General features: G+C 50.7%; 12 protein-coding genes and 1 pseudogene. 6 read left to right on the top strand and 7 right to left on the bottom strand.

Features of this window, described 5'->3' with window-relative positions; translation table 11 throughout:
* Positions 1-33 precede the first annotated feature (33 nt).
* Positions 34-327, top strand: coding sequence for a hypothetical protein (locus AAC599_RS14385; protein WP_340151094.1), 294 nt, complete (start codon positions 34-36; stop codon positions 325-327).
* Positions 328-360: 33 nt separating this feature from the next.
* Complete coding sequence (locus AAC599_RS14390) at positions 361-1,224, top strand: adenylate/guanylate cyclase domain-containing protein (protein WP_340151095.1); 864 nt, start codon at positions 361-363, stop codon at positions 1,222-1,224.
* On the opposite strand, the gene AAC599_RS14395 is transcribed toward AAC599_RS14390, so the two are convergent.
* A complete protein-coding gene (locus AAC599_RS14395) occupies positions 1,221-5,330 on the bottom strand; it encodes a Calx-beta domain-containing protein (protein WP_340151096.1) in 4,110 nt (1,369 codons plus the stop codon). The genes AAC599_RS14390 and AAC599_RS14395 overlap by 4 nt on opposite strands.
* Before the next feature lie 275 nt (positions 5,331-5,605).
* Between AAC599_RS14395 and AAC599_RS14400 the strand changes: the two genes are divergently transcribed.
* Positions 5,606-7,852, top strand: coding sequence for an adenylate/guanylate cyclase domain-containing protein (locus tag AAC599_RS14400; protein WP_340151097.1), 2,247 nt, complete (start codon positions 5,606-5,608; stop codon positions 7,850-7,852).
* Between the two features lie 15 nt (positions 7,853-7,867).
* On the opposite strand, the gene AAC599_RS14405 is transcribed toward AAC599_RS14400, so the two are convergent.
* Positions 7,868-8,509 carry an HAD-IA family hydrolase gene (locus tag AAC599_RS14405; protein WP_340151098.1) on the bottom strand — a complete coding sequence of 214 codons (642 nt, stop codon included), beginning with the start codon at positions 8,507-8,509 and terminating at the stop codon, positions 7,868-7,870.
* A 186-nt stretch (positions 8,510-8,695) separates the two neighbouring features.
* Here AAC599_RS14405 and AAC599_RS14410 point away from each other — a divergent pair, with 186 nt between their 5' ends.
* Complete coding sequence (locus AAC599_RS14410; RefSeq protein WP_340151099.1) at positions 8,696-9,502, top strand: pentapeptide repeat-containing protein; 807 nt, start codon at positions 8,696-8,698, stop codon at positions 9,500-9,502.
* Between the two features lie 10 nt (positions 9,503-9,512).
* On the opposite strand, the gene AAC599_RS14415 is transcribed toward AAC599_RS14410, so the two are convergent.
* Entirely contained in the window at positions 9,513-10,229 is a 717-nt protein-coding gene (locus AAC599_RS14415; protein ID WP_340151100.1) for an HAD family hydrolase, read from the bottom strand.
* A 39-nt stretch (positions 10,230-10,268) separates the two neighbouring features.
* Complete coding sequence (locus AAC599_RS14420) at positions 10,269-11,666, bottom strand: FAD-linked oxidase C-terminal domain-containing protein (RefSeq protein ID WP_340151101.1); 1,398 nt, start codon at positions 11,664-11,666, stop codon at positions 10,269-10,271.
* Positions 11,667-11,771: 105 nt separating this feature from the next.
* On the opposite strand from AAC599_RS14420, the gene AAC599_RS14425 reads away from it, so the two are divergent.
* On the top strand, positions 11,772-12,257 hold the full coding sequence (locus AAC599_RS14425) for a thioesterase family protein (RefSeq protein WP_340151102.1): 486 nt from the start codon (positions 11,772-11,774) through the stop codon (positions 12,255-12,257).
* A gap of 60 nt (positions 12,258-12,317) precedes the next feature.
* On the opposite strand, the gene AAC599_RS14430 is transcribed toward AAC599_RS14425, so the two are convergent.
* Both AAC599_RS14430 and AAC599_RS14435 read right to left on the bottom strand, forming a co-directional pair.
* The gene (locus tag AAC599_RS14430; protein WP_340151103.1) at positions 12,318-13,448 is read right to left on the bottom strand and encodes a DUF2336 domain-containing protein; all 1,131 of its coding nucleotides are present in this window, start codon (positions 13,446-13,448) and stop codon (positions 12,318-12,320) included.
* 62 nt (positions 13,449-13,510) lie between these two features.
* Positions 13,511-14,284: a hypothetical protein gene (locus AAC599_RS14435; RefSeq protein WP_340151104.1), complete on the bottom strand. Its 774-nt coding sequence runs from the start codon at positions 14,282-14,284 to the stop codon at positions 13,511-13,513.
* Between the two features lie 202 nt (positions 14,285-14,486).
* On the opposite strand from AAC599_RS14435, the gene AAC599_RS14440 reads away from it, so the two are divergent.
* Positions 14,487-14,861 (top strand): cytochrome c family protein, encoded by a 375-nt coding sequence (locus AAC599_RS14440; protein ID WP_340151105.1) that lies wholly within the window; start codon positions 14,487-14,489, stop codon positions 14,859-14,861.
* Positions 14,862-14,867: 6 nt separating this feature from the next.
* Here AAC599_RS14440 and AAC599_RS14445 read toward each other — a convergent pair.
* Positions 14,868-15,611: pseudogene (locus AAC599_RS14445) on the bottom strand (3-keto-5-aminohexanoate cleavage protein); the annotation flags it as partial.
* Positions 15,612-15,822 lie beyond the last annotated feature (211 nt).

The raw sequence follows: 15,822 nt of genomic DNA on the forward strand, positions 1-15,822 counted from the left end.
CGGATTAAACTGAACGCTTTGCAAAGCAAAACATTGACCCTTTTGCAGATATTGGCGCGCGATCCGGACAGCTCAACTCCGGAGGGCAATGCTGGTGACGTTCGTATTACCCGCCTCCCCCACGCACATGGGAATCACACGCATGTCGGAGAGTATGTCGTCGCAAGCCGCGATGCCAGCGGACTGAACAACAAATCCGTATGGGTGGCGCTCTGTCGTAAAGGCCTTGTAAAAGAGAACTGGGAAGACAAGATTGTTCTAACCCCGGAAGGTCTCTCATTTTCGACAGGCCTTGAGAATAAATTTGCCTCTGCGTCTGACCACTAAGTACCCCGCCTGAATTGAGCTGGAGATAACCCTATGAACTCCGGAACCGACAGGAAACTCACAACGATACTTTGCGCGGACGTCGCAGGCTACAGCCGTCTCATGAACAAGGATGAGGGGGAAACGCTCAGCAGGTTGAAAGCCGCGCGGGAGATTTTTAGCGACTTTATCACCCGGTACAATGGGCGAATTGTTAATATGACCGGCGATGGACTTGTTTGTGAATTTTCGAGCGTAGTAAATGCCGTGCAATGCGCTGTTGAGGTTCAGAACAGGATAAACGAGGATAACCTATCCTTATCTCCCGCAGACCAGATGCTCTACCGCATCGGCATCAATCTGGGAGATGTCCTGATTGAGGGCGACGATATTTTCGGTGAAGGAGTTAATGTCGCCGCAAGGCTGGAAGCCCTGGCGCCTGTTGGTGGTATCTGCATATCCGGCTCTGTTTTTGATCAGGTAAAGAACAAACTGCCAAAGCATTTTGAATTCCTTGGAAATAAAACTGTCAAGAATATCGCTGATCCAGTTCCTGTTTATTCGCTCATGCTGACCGAAATGCCGGATGTCTATAAAAACGCAACCGATTCCGACCTAAGTTCCGAAGACGCTTCACAGGAAGAGACCGAAGACGACAGGAAAATTCGTGGCTATGTCAAACGACAAGCGGCCTTCAACAGGCGGGCCACTGCTTTCGGGGCGATTACACTCTTACTTTTCATCATAAATATGGCGACTTCGCCTGATTATTGGTGGTTTCTCTGGCCCGCGGCAGGTTTTGCTGTTTCCTTGATAATACAAGGAATCATGATTTTTAGAGGACCGCATCACGGAAAAGAATGGGAAGAACGGAAGATAAACGAGCTTAAAGCACGCGGGTACAAACCCCGTCCCTAGGATTCATCGACGACGATCCGTGCCGCGATATCCTCCATCGCTTGCACATCCGGATTTACATAATTATCGATCGTAATGGTGGGCCCATTGGCAACAAGCAATGTCAGAGTTGGTCGACCACCAGCTTCCATCAACTGCCACGCATCCCCGTCCCCGCGATCTTCCGCGAGAATACCTAAATCATCAAATATCTGGTCGAGATTGATCACATCTTCCGACGGGACAAAGTCAGTAATGGTGACGTCCCCGCTATCCGCACCCGTAAAAACATATATATCGGCGCCCTGCCCGCCGGTCAGCGTATCATCCCCGCCGTTACCTTGCAGAATATCGTCACCGCCTTGGCCGACAATAGTCTCGCCAGCGCTCGTTCCAAAGAGTACGAGATTTTCGTCATTGCCCGCAAAGGAACTCCCCGCCGGAGCAAAGGCCGAAAATGCAGTGAACGCGCCATTGCCGACTTCGACAAAAGTAAAGGACAGAATTGCGCTGCTTGTATCATTATCCCCATCGGTCAGAACATACTCGAAACTCTCCATCTCGCCGGGGTCCGCCTGAGAGGGGGCCGTATACGTATAATTGCCTTCTGCATCAATGGAGAGCATCCCGCCGAGTATCGTTTCGACGATAAGCGGATCTCCATTCTGTGGAATATCATACTCAAAGCCATTATAGATCAGTGAGGTTAGTGTCCCGCCATCCGCGCCAAGACTATCAACTGATCCCGAACTGACCACGTTGTCCGTCTCGACAACCGGAACCGTATCAACGAGGACTGTCTCCAGATCACCAGGATCGACAACCACCGTCGGCGCATCACCGGCATTTTCAACCTTGGCAAGCTCAATTGTGCTGATACCGTTACCCAGACCGACAGCGACAACTTCGATATCATTACTGTCGACAAACTGTTGCCACTCATTGCCCCCCGCCGTCGGCACTTCAAGAGTTACACTCGGCTCACCATCCGAGATAAAGTAAACGTTTGATGTGTGCCCTGAAAGCAACGGATTGGAAAGATGTGACTCGAGAGCACTTCGCGATTCTTCGATGGCTGCGGCGTAGTTTGTTGATCCGTTCGGAATCAGGTTGACCGGATTATTGATAAAATCCTGAGCGGCCGCCACGGAGTCTCCCTGAAACACTAACGACGACGCGGCGGCAAAGGCGATAATAGAAATATTCAGATTGCTAGAGACCTGATTATATTCCGAAAGCACATTACTGACTGCTTCCCGCAAAACCTGAATGCGAGTTTGCAGACTTCCCGGAACGGCAAGATTCATCGACCCCGACGTATCAAGGACAAAAACAAGATTATAGCTTGGCAATGTCGGTGCGGGTAAGTCTACCGCATCCGGGCTCGCGATCGGAACATCATCCACTATCGAGGCGACGAAGGACCCGCTGACGCTCGAGCCGTCCTGATCCACGACATCATAGCCAAAGGTAAGATCGATCGCATCTTGCCCATCACCTGTGTGATCAACAATATCGTTCAGAGTGAGTGTATATCCATAATCATCGCCCGATCCTGTCGGTCCGAATTGGAGGACGAAAACCGAACGCGGCGCCCCACCCTCAGGAAAGGCTGTTGCTGCAACCTGCTGGGTGACGCCGTTTGCAAGCGTGGTAACCTCATAGAAAACAGGATCGCCACCAGAGGTAATTTCCGGCAATTCACTAATATCAAGCGCGACTGTACCCGCTCCATCAAGTCCGAAATCTATGTCCGCCACGCCGCCGGCGCTGGTTGCTTCGGGCGTCAGATCACTCCCGTCCGGCAAATCATCTTCGTCTACACTTATCGCCTGAGCAGCCCCCAATGTCGGTGTGCTATCTTCAATTTCAATTGTCAGCGCGCCGGAGGCCGATGAACTGTTCACATCGAGCACAGATATCGCGAGAGTAAAGGCAAGGGTTGAGAGATTGCCGCCTGCGCCGTCCAAATGATCAATCGGACCATCCAGTATGACATCATATGTGCCGTCCGTATTCAGCGAGACAGTAAATACTGCCTCTCCGCCAGCCATCCCGACAACAACATTAGTGCCAAGCCCGCTTAAGGCAATTGGATTGCCCTGGGACGCCAGGTTCGCAGCATCAAAGTCCGGTTGCGTAGCGTCAAAAGTAACAGACGCGATCTCCCCGCTGCCCCCGCCGATACCGATGGCAGCGCCCTCGATGCTGTCCCCATCGGCAGCTTCAATCAGGTTCGCCGGAGTGCCCTCATCAACGATCACCGGATCGTCATTGTCTTCGATCGTCAGTGTGACAGAATTATCTGCTCCATCGATAACCGCATTGCTTGACGCCCCGACCAGTGTAAGCGTCAGGGTTTCCGTCCCTTCAAACTGATTGTCATCAACAATCGGGATATTAACAGTTACAGTTGAACCCGGCGCAAGCCCGGTTTCTCCGCCATCGAACGTTACTCTTTGCAGGCCATCCACGACATAGTCGCTGCCTGCTGTCGTGCTGCCGGTGATTGCGTAATCGACGCTAACCCTGACACCCGGCGCCACCGCTTTATCAAGTGTCAGAACGAAGGAAAGAACGCCAGCATCCTCCCCGACAGTAATTTCTCCTCCCCCGACAGGCGTGCCGCCAACGGTTACGTCAGAGAGCGTGATAATGCCGATATCGTCATCCGCAATCACGACAAGCGCCTGTCCGGATGAGACATCAATGTCCGCATTTTCCGCCCCTGTCAGCGCAACAATGAAAAACTCCAGGTTTTCAATGACATCATCATCAATCACTTCAACGGTGAAGACGGCTTGGGTCGAACCGGGCGGTATCACAATGGTCCCGTCCCCGTTACTGACGAAATCCACGTCGCCCGGAAGACCCGAATCCGCTTGAGTAGCGGACCCACCCCTGATCTCATATGTAATCGTTACAGGAAGGTCGGTTGGTTCGTTCAACGTTATGACAATTTCAAAACTGCTGAGATTTCCGGATTCCGGATCCACGACAGAAACAACGCTTAAACTTGTCTGCGGCCCAAGCCCGACAATCTCGTCATCTTCGCTTAAATCACGCAACCTGAGATCGGTTCCATCCAGTAACCCACCAGCTTTCAGCAGGTCACCAATCGATAACCCGCCGTCGATGGTACCTTCACTGAACTGCTGGAAGCCTGCCCCGCCACCTGATTGCGACCGGCGACCACCTGCCTCCGGATTGATCTCATCAGGATTGAAATCATCCTCTTCATTAAACCAGTCGGGATTAACCAGTCGCAGCGCTTCGCCATAAATATTGAAAAGCTGTTCCCCTGTCAGGATAAAAGGCACACTTGGCAAGGTGGAAAAGCTCGTTACGACAACGGATTGATTGGCAACATCCAGAACCTGAGAGCCCGCCTCGTTCGTAATCACAATCGCACCGGTAAAAAGCGTGAAAATTGATTCTTCGCCAATACTCTTTACATTACCCGACCAGCTTGTACCGCGGATGCCAATCGTCCCGACAGGAGTCCGCACGTCGACATTCTCCGGGTCATCCTTGGCAATCTGTCCGCTAACGAGGGAGAACACACCCTGGAGAAGGGAAATGCCAAATGTCCCGCTTCCCGCTGACGGATTATATATCATTTCATCGAGAACCGCCCGCCCGTTTTCTCCCATCGTAAACTGTGTCTCATCCACAAATACGATGGTAAAGGATGAGCCGGTTGCAGTCTCAATAACATCTCCCCGGAAAACCGTCGCCCCTTCGACCAGTTCTTCACTAGTTCCGTCTGCATGACGCGTGGTAACGGTGCCAGCCAATGCCGTTACTTCCCCGATAGGCCCTACCGCGTCGCTTTGCGTTCCAGAAGACTGTGCCATCGGGCCAGGGCCTGCCAGCTTGCTCACCAGATCCGCCGGTATCCGCGCACCGCCCACAGTTAGAAGATCGGCACCCGGCCCGGATGCAAAATAATCGTGAATTATGATATGGCCGCCAGTATCGTCCGTCAGGGTCAGATCGACGCCATCCCGACCAAAGTCCGCAACAAGCGGTTTGATCTCGTCACCAATTTGCACTGCCCCGTGATCAGGCGCCTGATATTCGGCAAGCGGCTTGGCGTCGAGGTTTACTGAAAAACCCTGTTTCATCTCTCATACCCCAACAGCAAAAAAGACCCCCGCATAGTCAGAATTTATTCTTCCGCTACACTCGGCGATCAAATAATCTTCATAAAAAAAGTTGCCCAAACTATTGCTTAAAAGTACTTATCGGGCGAGCAAGAAAGTAATGTATTTTTTGTAATTAAAGTATGCCACATTTTGGACAAATTTCATAAAATTTTTCATAAACATAGTTAATCCAACTATTTGAATGAATGTGCGATATACTTGTTTAACGATCTGAGAAAAAGGTCAATCCCTGCATGGCAGAAACCACAGCAGCACAAAAAACGGAAAAAAAGAACGGTATCATAAGATGGCTCTCCTTTGCCCGTGGGGGACGGATTCCCGCCTTCATGTTGCTTATGGCGGCCCTGTTTCTGCAGATTTCTGACCCGCCTTTCCTGTCAAATTTCCGAGACCGGATATTTGACGTATACCAGCAGTCCCAACCACGGGAGGTACAATACCCGCGGCCCGTCGCCGTTATCGACATAGACGAAAACAGCCTTTTGAACCTTGGCCAATGGCCCTGGCCCCGCACATATCTCGCAAAACTTGTGAAAAATGCGACTAAAAGCGGCGCCGCCGTCATCGGGTTTGATATGCTTTTTGCCGAATCGGATCGATTGTCGCCCACGGAAATCGCCCAAAATATATCCAGGCTTCCGCCAGAGGTAAAAGAGCAACTTGCGAGCCTGCCGTCCTTCGATGATGAATTTGCGAGCGAAATTGGCGACAGCAGAGTGGTCCTCGGGATATCCGTAAGCCCAGAGAGTGATGGCGCAAACAATCTGGGGCTCGACCGAATACCGTCCTTTGCCATGCTTGGGCAGGACCCTAAAAAATTTTTGAAAAACTATCCCGCCCTGATCGGCAATATCGACAAGCTGGATGAAGCTGCCGCCGGGCGCGGCATGATCAGTCTGGATCAGGATTTCGATGGTATTGTCCGGCGCATTCCTCTGGCCAATCAGATCAATGGAAAGATCATACCCTCGCTGGCGTTGGATATGCTGCGAGTAGCAACAGGCCGTAACGTTATTATCCAGACCAACGAAAACGGTATTGTCGGATTTAAGGTTGCCGGAACACTCATTCCGACAGATACGCGCGGGCGCGTCTGGGTTAAATATGCGGAGTATGAACCGTCACTCTATGTTTCGGCACTTGATGTCATCAATGGCGCGATCGACGACAAGGCCTTTGAAGGCAAACTGGTCCTAGTCGGTACGTCCGCCGCCGGCCTCAAGGATTTACGGGCATCCCCGCTTACGTCCAATCTTCCGGGAGTCGAAATGCATCTGCAGTTGCTGGAGAATGTATGGACGCAGTCCTATCTTTTCCGGCCTGAGTTCATTGCTATTTTTGAATGGATAGGCACATTGTTTACGGGACTGGCGCTAATTATACTGGTGCCGCTCGCAGGCGCGCGAACCACTCTTGGATTGCTGGTTTTTATCTCAGTAACAGCTATCGGTTCCTCCATATATTTCTTTGTCTATAATTCCGTCCTTATTGATGTCAGCTATACACTGGCGGTATCGATACTCGTCTACATTACAATGGTGTATTCAAATTATCGGGGCACCGAGCAGGAACGTACACGCATTCGAACGGCTTTTGCCCACTATCTCTCACCGGAACTCGTCAAGCGATTATCGGCCTCGCCCGATAGCCTGGTTTTAGGCGGTGAAGAGCGGGAAATGACGTTCATGTTCTGCGACGTGCGGGAATTCACGGTTATTTCGGAAGGGTACAAGCATAACCCGCAAGGACTGACCCATCTTATCAACCGTTTCCTGACGCCGATGACGGGAGAGATTCTTGCGCATCAGGGCACCATCGACAAATATATGGGTGATTCCATTATGGCCTTCTGGAACGCCCCGCTTGATAATCCGCTGCACCCAAAGGATAGCGCCGACGCGGCCTTAAAAATGATCACCCGCCTTGCGGCATTGAACAAGGAGCTGGAAGCGGAAGCCGCCACGGAAGGTCGTCCTTTTAAGGCGCTACGGGTAGGCATTGGCCTGAATACCGGCGTTTGTATCGTTGGAAATCTAGGGTCAGAACAGCGCTTCGACTATTCCGTTCTCGGTGATCCGGTTAATCTCGCCTCTCGACTTGAAGGGCAAACCAAGGAATATGGCTTCAGTATCATCATGGGCGAGAGTACCGCACAGTCAATTCCGGACTATGCGATGATCGAACTCGACCTGATCGCCGTGAAGGGAAAAGAAGAAGCCGTCAAAATTTTCGGGCTTCTGGGGGATGAGAAGCATGCACAAAAGGCTGAGTTTATTGATGCCAAAGACGCTATAGAGGCATTTCTCAAGCTGTACCTTGAGCGCGAATGGGATAGCGCAGAGAAAAAACTTGTCCATATCGCCGGGTTGAATCCCCGACTCGAAAAATTTGTCAAACTATATCAGGATCGTATTCGCCGCTTCAGAACGTCCCCGCCCCCTGAGAACTGGGACGGTGTCTTCCGGGCCGAGAAGAAATAGTGACTTCTGGCTCGTTCAGGAAAAAGAAATGTTCGCCGCCGCCGAGAGGTCGCGCAGGGCCTGTTCCTCACTAACAACCTTGATCGTTCTCATGCCCATTGCGGCTGCCGGCTTGAGATTGATACCAAGATCATCTAGATACACGACCTCCTCCGGGTTAACGCCCATCTGCTCACAGGCATATTCATAAATACGCGGATCCGGCTTGCGAAGGCCAATCTTGCTAGACTCGATAACCTGCTTAAACAGTCTCATCACTGCCTCAACTTCTGCCTGAGCGGCGGCATCCCTGGTCATACCGGGACCATTTCCGGCCGCAACATTATTTGTCAGGCAGGTACAAATATATTTCTCACCGCACAGCTTCAATGCATTGACCATGTTGGGACGAATGTCTCCGGCCAGAAGTTTGATTATCTCAGTGCCGGGAATTGGATGGCCGAGGTTCCCGCTCTCGCCTTCAAAAAGTTTATCAAACTCATCAAGGGTAACCGCACTTCGCTCGAACTGCGCCCAGGCATTGGTATCGGGATCGGTAGAATTGATCTTCCGGATAAAATTCGCAGGCAGGCCGTGTTCCATTTCAAACCGGGTAAAGGCCTCGAACGGACTCGTCGTGAGAACACCGCCGAAATCCCATAGAACGGCTTTTATCATTTGATATTACCTTTATTTGCAAGATGACTGGATATGCGTCGCCACACAGTATATTTTTCTTACTTTTACTAAATAGTGACAGGCGGACTATATCCTGTCAAACATCAACAGCGATTGAATTCGTTGCTATGAGAGTTAGTTTATAGACAAAGATAAATATTTTTTGCAGTTTTTCGGAGCCTCCGTATGAGATTGTCAATTGCCACCGCCTTGTTCATGTTTACGGCCATCACCGCCGCAAACGCCTATGAATCCAATGATTTGAATAAACTGAATAAAAGCGGGAACTGCCCTGATTGCGATTTACGCGGTGTTGAATTGCAATATAAAGACATGAAGGGCGCAGCGATGAAAAAAGCAAATCTGCGCGATTCCATGCTGAAACAGATTGACCTCAGCAGTGCGGACCTCTCAGGCGCCGACATGCGTCGCTCCGATCTTGAAAAATCGACACTTGTATCGGCTGATCTTGAAAATGCCATTTTGCAGGATGCGGATATGGAAAAGGCCGTGATGTCAGGGGCAAATTTCCGTCGTGCCAATTTGCGGGGGGCCGATTTTGACAGCGCCAATGTCGAAGGCGGCAACTTCCGGAATGCGGATATCCGTAAAGCCTATTTCAAACGCGCCAACTTGAAAAATGCTGATTTCAGTGGTGCGAAGGTATCAGAAACGAACTTTAAGCGGGCGAATATGTCCGGCGCTATCATGACCAATACTGAGCTGGATGAAACCAACTTCACGCGCGCCGATCTGACGGATGCCCATCTGCAGAAGGCCAATTTGAGCCATGCAAATTTCTATCGGGCTATCCTTGTGAAGGCGGACATGACAGGGGCGCGGCTCTCCAACGCAACGTTCTGGGGAGCAAACTTATCCGGTGCAAATCTTGAAAGCGCTAAGGGATTGGAGCAAGAACAACTGGAAGGGGCCTGTGGAAGCGCGGAGACAGTTCTTCCCGACAATCTAAAGCTCAAGCCATGCCGCGAGTAGTTGACGAAAGTTATCTAAGCCTCGCGATCAAATCCGGCAATTCGCCAAGATGCTCAATACTGTGATAGCGCGGCGCATGAATCGGGACATCCGCATGCTCATGAACCCATGTCAGATCATGCGGGACATGAACACCGAAACTACCCGCCTCTATCGCCGGAATGACATCACTTTTTAGCGAATTGCCCACCATCATACTGGTTGAAGCATCCCTGCCTGCGGTATTGAAAATCCGCTGATAGGTCTCTGTCGTTTTCTCGCTGACAATCTGAACGTCATCGAACAACTCACCCAATCCCGATTGCGCAAGCTTGCGCTCCTGATCGAACAGGTCGCCCTTCGTGATGAGGATGAGCCGATACCGCCCGCAGAGCTCCATCAGCGTCTTACGCACATGTGGCAATGTTTCGACGGGATGGCGTAGCATCTCGCGGCCAGCCCGCAGGATATCATGCAGGATAGTGGCGGGAACATTATCATCCGTGACCTCGATGGCGGTCTCAATCATGGAAAGGGTAAAGCCTTTAATTCCATAACCATAAAACTGAAGATTTCGTCGTTCCGCTTCCAGCAATCTCTCCGTAATATGACCACTCTCGGCATAATCACTCAGCAACGCTGCAAATTTTTCCTCTGTCATTCGGAAAAAATACTCGTTCTGCCAAAGTGTATCATCGGCATCAAAACCGATCGCAGACAATACAGCACCATGCCCTGCTAACGACACATCCAAACACCTTCAACTAACCAATACTTGCCATCCACTTCATTCCGCCGCCTTTGCGGGAATAATCTTGCCGGGGTTCATAATATTATCCGGATCGAGCGCCTGTTTGAGAGCCGCCATCACGTCAATCGCATCGCCGTGCTCACGGTACATATATTTGATCTTCCCAATCCCAACACCATGCTCGCCGGTACAGGTACCATCCATGGAAAGCGCCCGCTCAATTAATCGTCCATTTAGACGCTCTGCCTCCTCAAGCTCTTCCGGGTTCTCCTTCTTGATCACGAAGGACAAATGAAAATTGCCATCGCCGACATGCCCGACCAAAGGCGCAATCAGGAAACTATCTGCAAGGTCCTTCTTGGTTTCCAGAATGCAATCCGCAAGGCGTGAAATGGGAACACAGACATCGGTTGCCCATATTTGCGCCCCGTTTCGGAGCGCCATGGCGGCATAGGCCGCATCGTGGCGGGCCTGCCAGAGCTTTGTGCGCTCTTCCACCTGCGTGGTCCATTTAAAGCCTTCAGCCCCGAACTCCGAACATATCTCGCTCACCTTCTCCGCCTGTTCCTTGACGTAAGCATCACTGCCATGAAACTCGAGGAAAAGTGTCGGCTGTACCGGCAGGTCAAGATTGGAGTAGCGATTCACGGCATCAACCTGCACGTCGTCCAGCAATTCTATTCGGGCAACCGGAATACCGCTCTGTATGGTCAGGATGACACTTTGTATCGCCCCTTCAATATCCGGGAAAGATACAGTGGCAGCCGATATCGCCTCGGGAATGCCGTAAAGACGAAGCGTAATCTCGGTGATGATGCCAAGCGTTCCTTCCGATCCGATATACAACTTGGTCAAGTCATATCCAGCGGCGCTTTTCTTCGCCCGATGGCCCGTCGAGATAATCCGTCCGTCCGGTAAAACAACCTTGAGACTAAGGATATTCTCCCGAATGGTCCCATATCGCACGGCATTCGTGCCGGATGCACGTGTTGACGCCATACCGCCGATAGAAGCATCCGCTCCGGGATCGATGGGGAAAAACAGGCCTGTATCACGTAAATACTCATTGAGTTGTTTACGCCGCACGCCTGGTTGAACCGAGCAATCCAAATCCTCCGTGCTCACCCGCAGGATTTCGTTCATTTCATTAAGGTCGATGGAGATTCCGCCCGAGACTGCGTTCACATGTCCTTCAAGCGACGTCCCCGCGGCAAATGGAATAATCGGCACCTTATGGGCTGCACAGATTTTGACAATCTCGGAGACTTCTTCCGTACTCCCCGCGAAACAGACGGCATCAGGCGCTTTGGGAAAGTGCCAACTCTCATCCTTGCCATGCTGCTCCCGTACAGCCGCGGCGGTCGAGCAACGCGTTCCCAAAAGCTCTTTCAACTCGTGAATAGCCTGATCCATTCCAGGATGTTGTTCCGTCATCTCATCTCCCTCACCCGCATAGCTGACCGGGGTAGTCAGCCCCTCCCTTTACCAGTAGTATATAGTCTATCATCTGGCGAAAAGAAGAAAAACACAGGAATAGTGATGAACGAACGCACTCTTACGTTATTGCATCAACAACCGGTATTGTCGGAATGGATTGATTACAACAAGCATATGAATGTCGCCTACTATGTGCTGATATTCGATCAGTCTCTGGATGTTTTTCTCGATGATATCGGACTGACCCGCGAATATCGTGATTCCTCCAATTGCACCGTATATGTGCTGGAAACCCATGTTACCTATGTTCAGGAAGTGCATGAGGGAGACTTGCTAGATATATATGTGCGGGTTCTGGATTGTGATGAAAAGCGAATGCATCTCTTCCTCGAGATGCGACATCAAGAGAGACGCTTCCTCGCGGCAACATCGGAACAGATGATCATGCATCTGAATAAAGCGGGGCCAAGTGCCACACCCATGCCTGACTTCCTGCAATCGAGACTCCAGCAACACAAAGAGGAGTTTGCAGATGCGCCAATTCCCAAACAGGCCGGCGCTGTTATCGGCATCCGCAGAAAGAAGTGAAAAAATGCCGCCCGGTTGAGGCGGCGTTTTCATTAAATGAATGGTTGTGAATTTGTCGGTTCAGGCAGCCTTGCTGTCCGCTGACGCGCTATGGCCAAGCTTGCCGATGAGATAATCGACATTCTCGCCGTCGAAACTGTCCTGAAAATGAGTAAGCACTCGTTCAATAACCTGATTGCGGTAACGTTCTCGATCGCCCGGCGTACCATCGAAATCAAGCTCATTCGCCACTTCAAGCCCGACTTTCATTATTTCCTGAAGTCCGCCCGGAATATTCGACTTTTCACAGAGCTGCTTCAGGCCGTTCCCTCCGGCATCATTCACCAGAATATGAACGTTCGCCACGGCGATATTGGAATATTTCGCCATCGCCGTTTCAAAGAAATCAACGTCACCCATGCAGAGCGCACGCAAAATAATTGTCGGCGTCAAGCGGCCATTGGCATGAAGCTGATCAATAAGTCGTACAAGATCGGCGTGACTGGCGCCATCCTTTATAAAACCGATCATCGTTTTTTCGCGGCTCTCCAGAATCAGATCAGTGGCCAAGCCCGGTGACATATCATGATGCCGAACCAAATGATCCCGAAGTTTGTCCGAAACCATCGTGACCAGCCGTTCCGTAACCGTAATCGGTAATGTCGCCCTGTGCGCCATGGGTTCCTTGATTTTCTCGCTGTCGCCATACTGATCCAGGACTTTTTCATAGGTCGTTTCGGAAATTTCCGCGCCCTGATTCTGCATCAGGGTTGCGACCACGTCCTCAGATCCACTCTCGGCAAGCTTGTCCGAAACCGCTTCGGAAACCACACTCCGGCTGGCCACCGCCATTTGATGAATATCCGATTTCGAGCTGATGATTTCAAACAAGTCATCGTCAGTCAGAGCCGCCGAAAAGCTTAGCATCGGTGTTGCCACATCCGCGATATCGCTGGCAAGGGACTTGGCGATATCGTGGGGAAGATCGGGAACTGACTTCAGGGTTTCTGCAAGTGTCTGCCGGACAAGAACCTCGGCATCGTTCACCAGGATGCGGAAAATTTCTTCAGCTTCACGACGTTCGGTTTCGCTAAAACCCGCACCCGTTATGCCCCCGGCAATTTTCTCGACTGTTTCTGCACGCGCCGAAGCCGACCTGTCCGTCAGCAATCGCTCTACGTCCGCTGGGCTTAAAGAACCGTTATTAGACACGATGGCTCCAGTATTTAAGTTGTTTGGAAGCTCCAATGTCGCCAAATTATATTAATATTTCTTTAATCTGGGCGCCCTTGCATCACTTCTTTTATTGCCCTGATCTGATCCTCAACCTGGATATCAAGCGTGCTTGTAACCTCCAGTTCCTGCTCTTCAAAAACATCCTTATCCGGATTGGCAGCCTGCCATTCCGCCACTTTTGCATCCCGTGCGATGATTAATTGTTCAATCTGTGGGCGAAACAGTACCAGCATTGCGCTCAACCAGCGATTAACAGGCCAAGATGGCGTGCTATGGTCAATCACGAAGCCGTCCAGCATTTCAATAACATCCGCCTTGTCATACCAATTCTCTCCGGTAACCCAGCGATTGGTTGTAAACAGGCCTATTGGAAAGCCTGAGCCATCCATCGAAATGGCAATCAGGTGGCAGATAACCTCATCCTCCGCTGTCGGCCAATCTGCATCCCCATCATATGGAACAGGCGTGACGTCCGCTTTCATTCCCTTCTTGCGGAGAAAGGTGTGGAAATGGCCATGCTCCCCCTCCCGATGCGCATGATAATAGTATTGAGCATGGGTTTCATTGTCATAGATATCGCCTTCGGGATAATGATCCCACTCATAAAAGGTGCCCTCACCGCGAAGAATTTCACCAACAATATTCGCGCCCCCTTTTTTGAGGACGCGATAACATTCCAGTATTTCATCCGCGGCCGCACTCATCCGTTCCAACTGATCGGGAGGGAGACTTCTCAACACCTGCCGTAACTGCGCCAGTGTTTCTATCATCGGTATGCTGTCATCCTGCATAAACTTAGCCGTTGTTTTCATTCAATTCTCTCGATTCCCGCTACCTTGAATTATATAAATAACATACCAGGCAGAGATATAGTCTCTCACGGGAAGGTGATGGAATGTGTTTGCAAGCCATATAAGGCGCGACACTATGTCCCTGTTTTTGCAGGGTCGGCTGTGGTATCCCGGCTGACAATGAACGAGAACTTGCACACGAGCGAAATAGAAAGTTAAGAAAATGAAGAATCTGACAACTCTTGGATTATCGCTAGCATTGTCATTCATAGCCACGTCTGCACTTGCGGACGGAGATGCGGCAAAAGGTGAAAAAGTTTTTAAGAAATGCAAGGCCTGCCACACCATCGAGCAAGGTGCGAAAAATAAAGTTGGCCCAAATCTGTTCGGCATTGTCGGCGCCAAGGCAGGGCACGTTGAAGATTATAAATATTCAAAAGCCATGATGGATTCCGGCATTACCTGGGATGAAGCGACTCTCGACGATTATCTGAAGAAGCCGAAAGCATATGTCAAAGGCACAAAAATGTCTTTCGTCGGTCTTAAAAAAGAAAGCGATCGAGAGAATTTGATCGCCTATCTGAAAACTTTCAAATAGACTGGATTAGAACATCCGCCTGAGATCGTTGGCGGTTGCCAATGGGCGGCCTATGGCCTCTGCAACCTCCCGGGCCTGCCGTACCAATTCAGCATTATTCGCGGCGCCCTTGCCGGACTTCAGCATCATATTATTCTCAAATCCAACTCTTACGTGACCGCCCATAGCAAGTGCGCAACTTGCAGAGGCGTGTTCGAGCGGGCCAAAAGCGCAAACCGACCAATGCCTCATCGGATCGAGCGCTTCCACAAACGGAATAAGGTCGCGCGGATGAGACTGCTGGCCGGCGGTGTATCGACCAAGAACAAGCTGTAGAAAAGGATTCGGAAAAGGAATAATCTCATCTCGTATTAAAGCGTCACAACGGTGCAAATCTCCTAGCGAGTATAGGATGAATTGCGGCACAATATGACGCGCCTGCATTTCGGAGAAAAACGCAGCCGCCTTCTCTTCCCCGCCTTCCGGAACAATTTCCCGAATAGCAAGAGACACTGCTTCCGGCTGTAATTCAACAACCATCTCTATCTGCTGATCTGCGTTATAAATCCCAACTGCCTCACTGGTAACCTGGATAACGATATCGTCTCCCACCTCATCCCTGATTGCAGAAATAGCGTCCCGATAACGCCCAACATCCAAAGTATGCGCGCCCTCTTTATCGCGAACATGCAAATGGATCATGGAGGCCCTTTCCGCCACGCGAGTCTTAGCCTCCGCCGCCAGCTCTGATGGAGAAATCGGCAAGGCGGGATGATCGTGCCAGGTTTTTTACGCGCCGTTGGGTACGACCGCAATGATAACGGGAGTCAATTCAGACTGTTGTTCCATCTTTTATATGCCTTTTCTTTTAATTCTGGTTATTGAGCACCGGGCCTCCTGCGTTGTACAAATGCAAAGGACGATAACATTTTATAAAAATTAAGACCTTCTTTACATCCTGTCTTTATACATTATTTACGTG

This window comes from uncultured Sneathiella sp. (genome assembly GCF_963976355.1).
Taxonomy (GTDB): domain Bacteria; phylum Pseudomonadota; class Alphaproteobacteria; order Sneathiellales; family Sneathiellaceae; genus Sneathiella.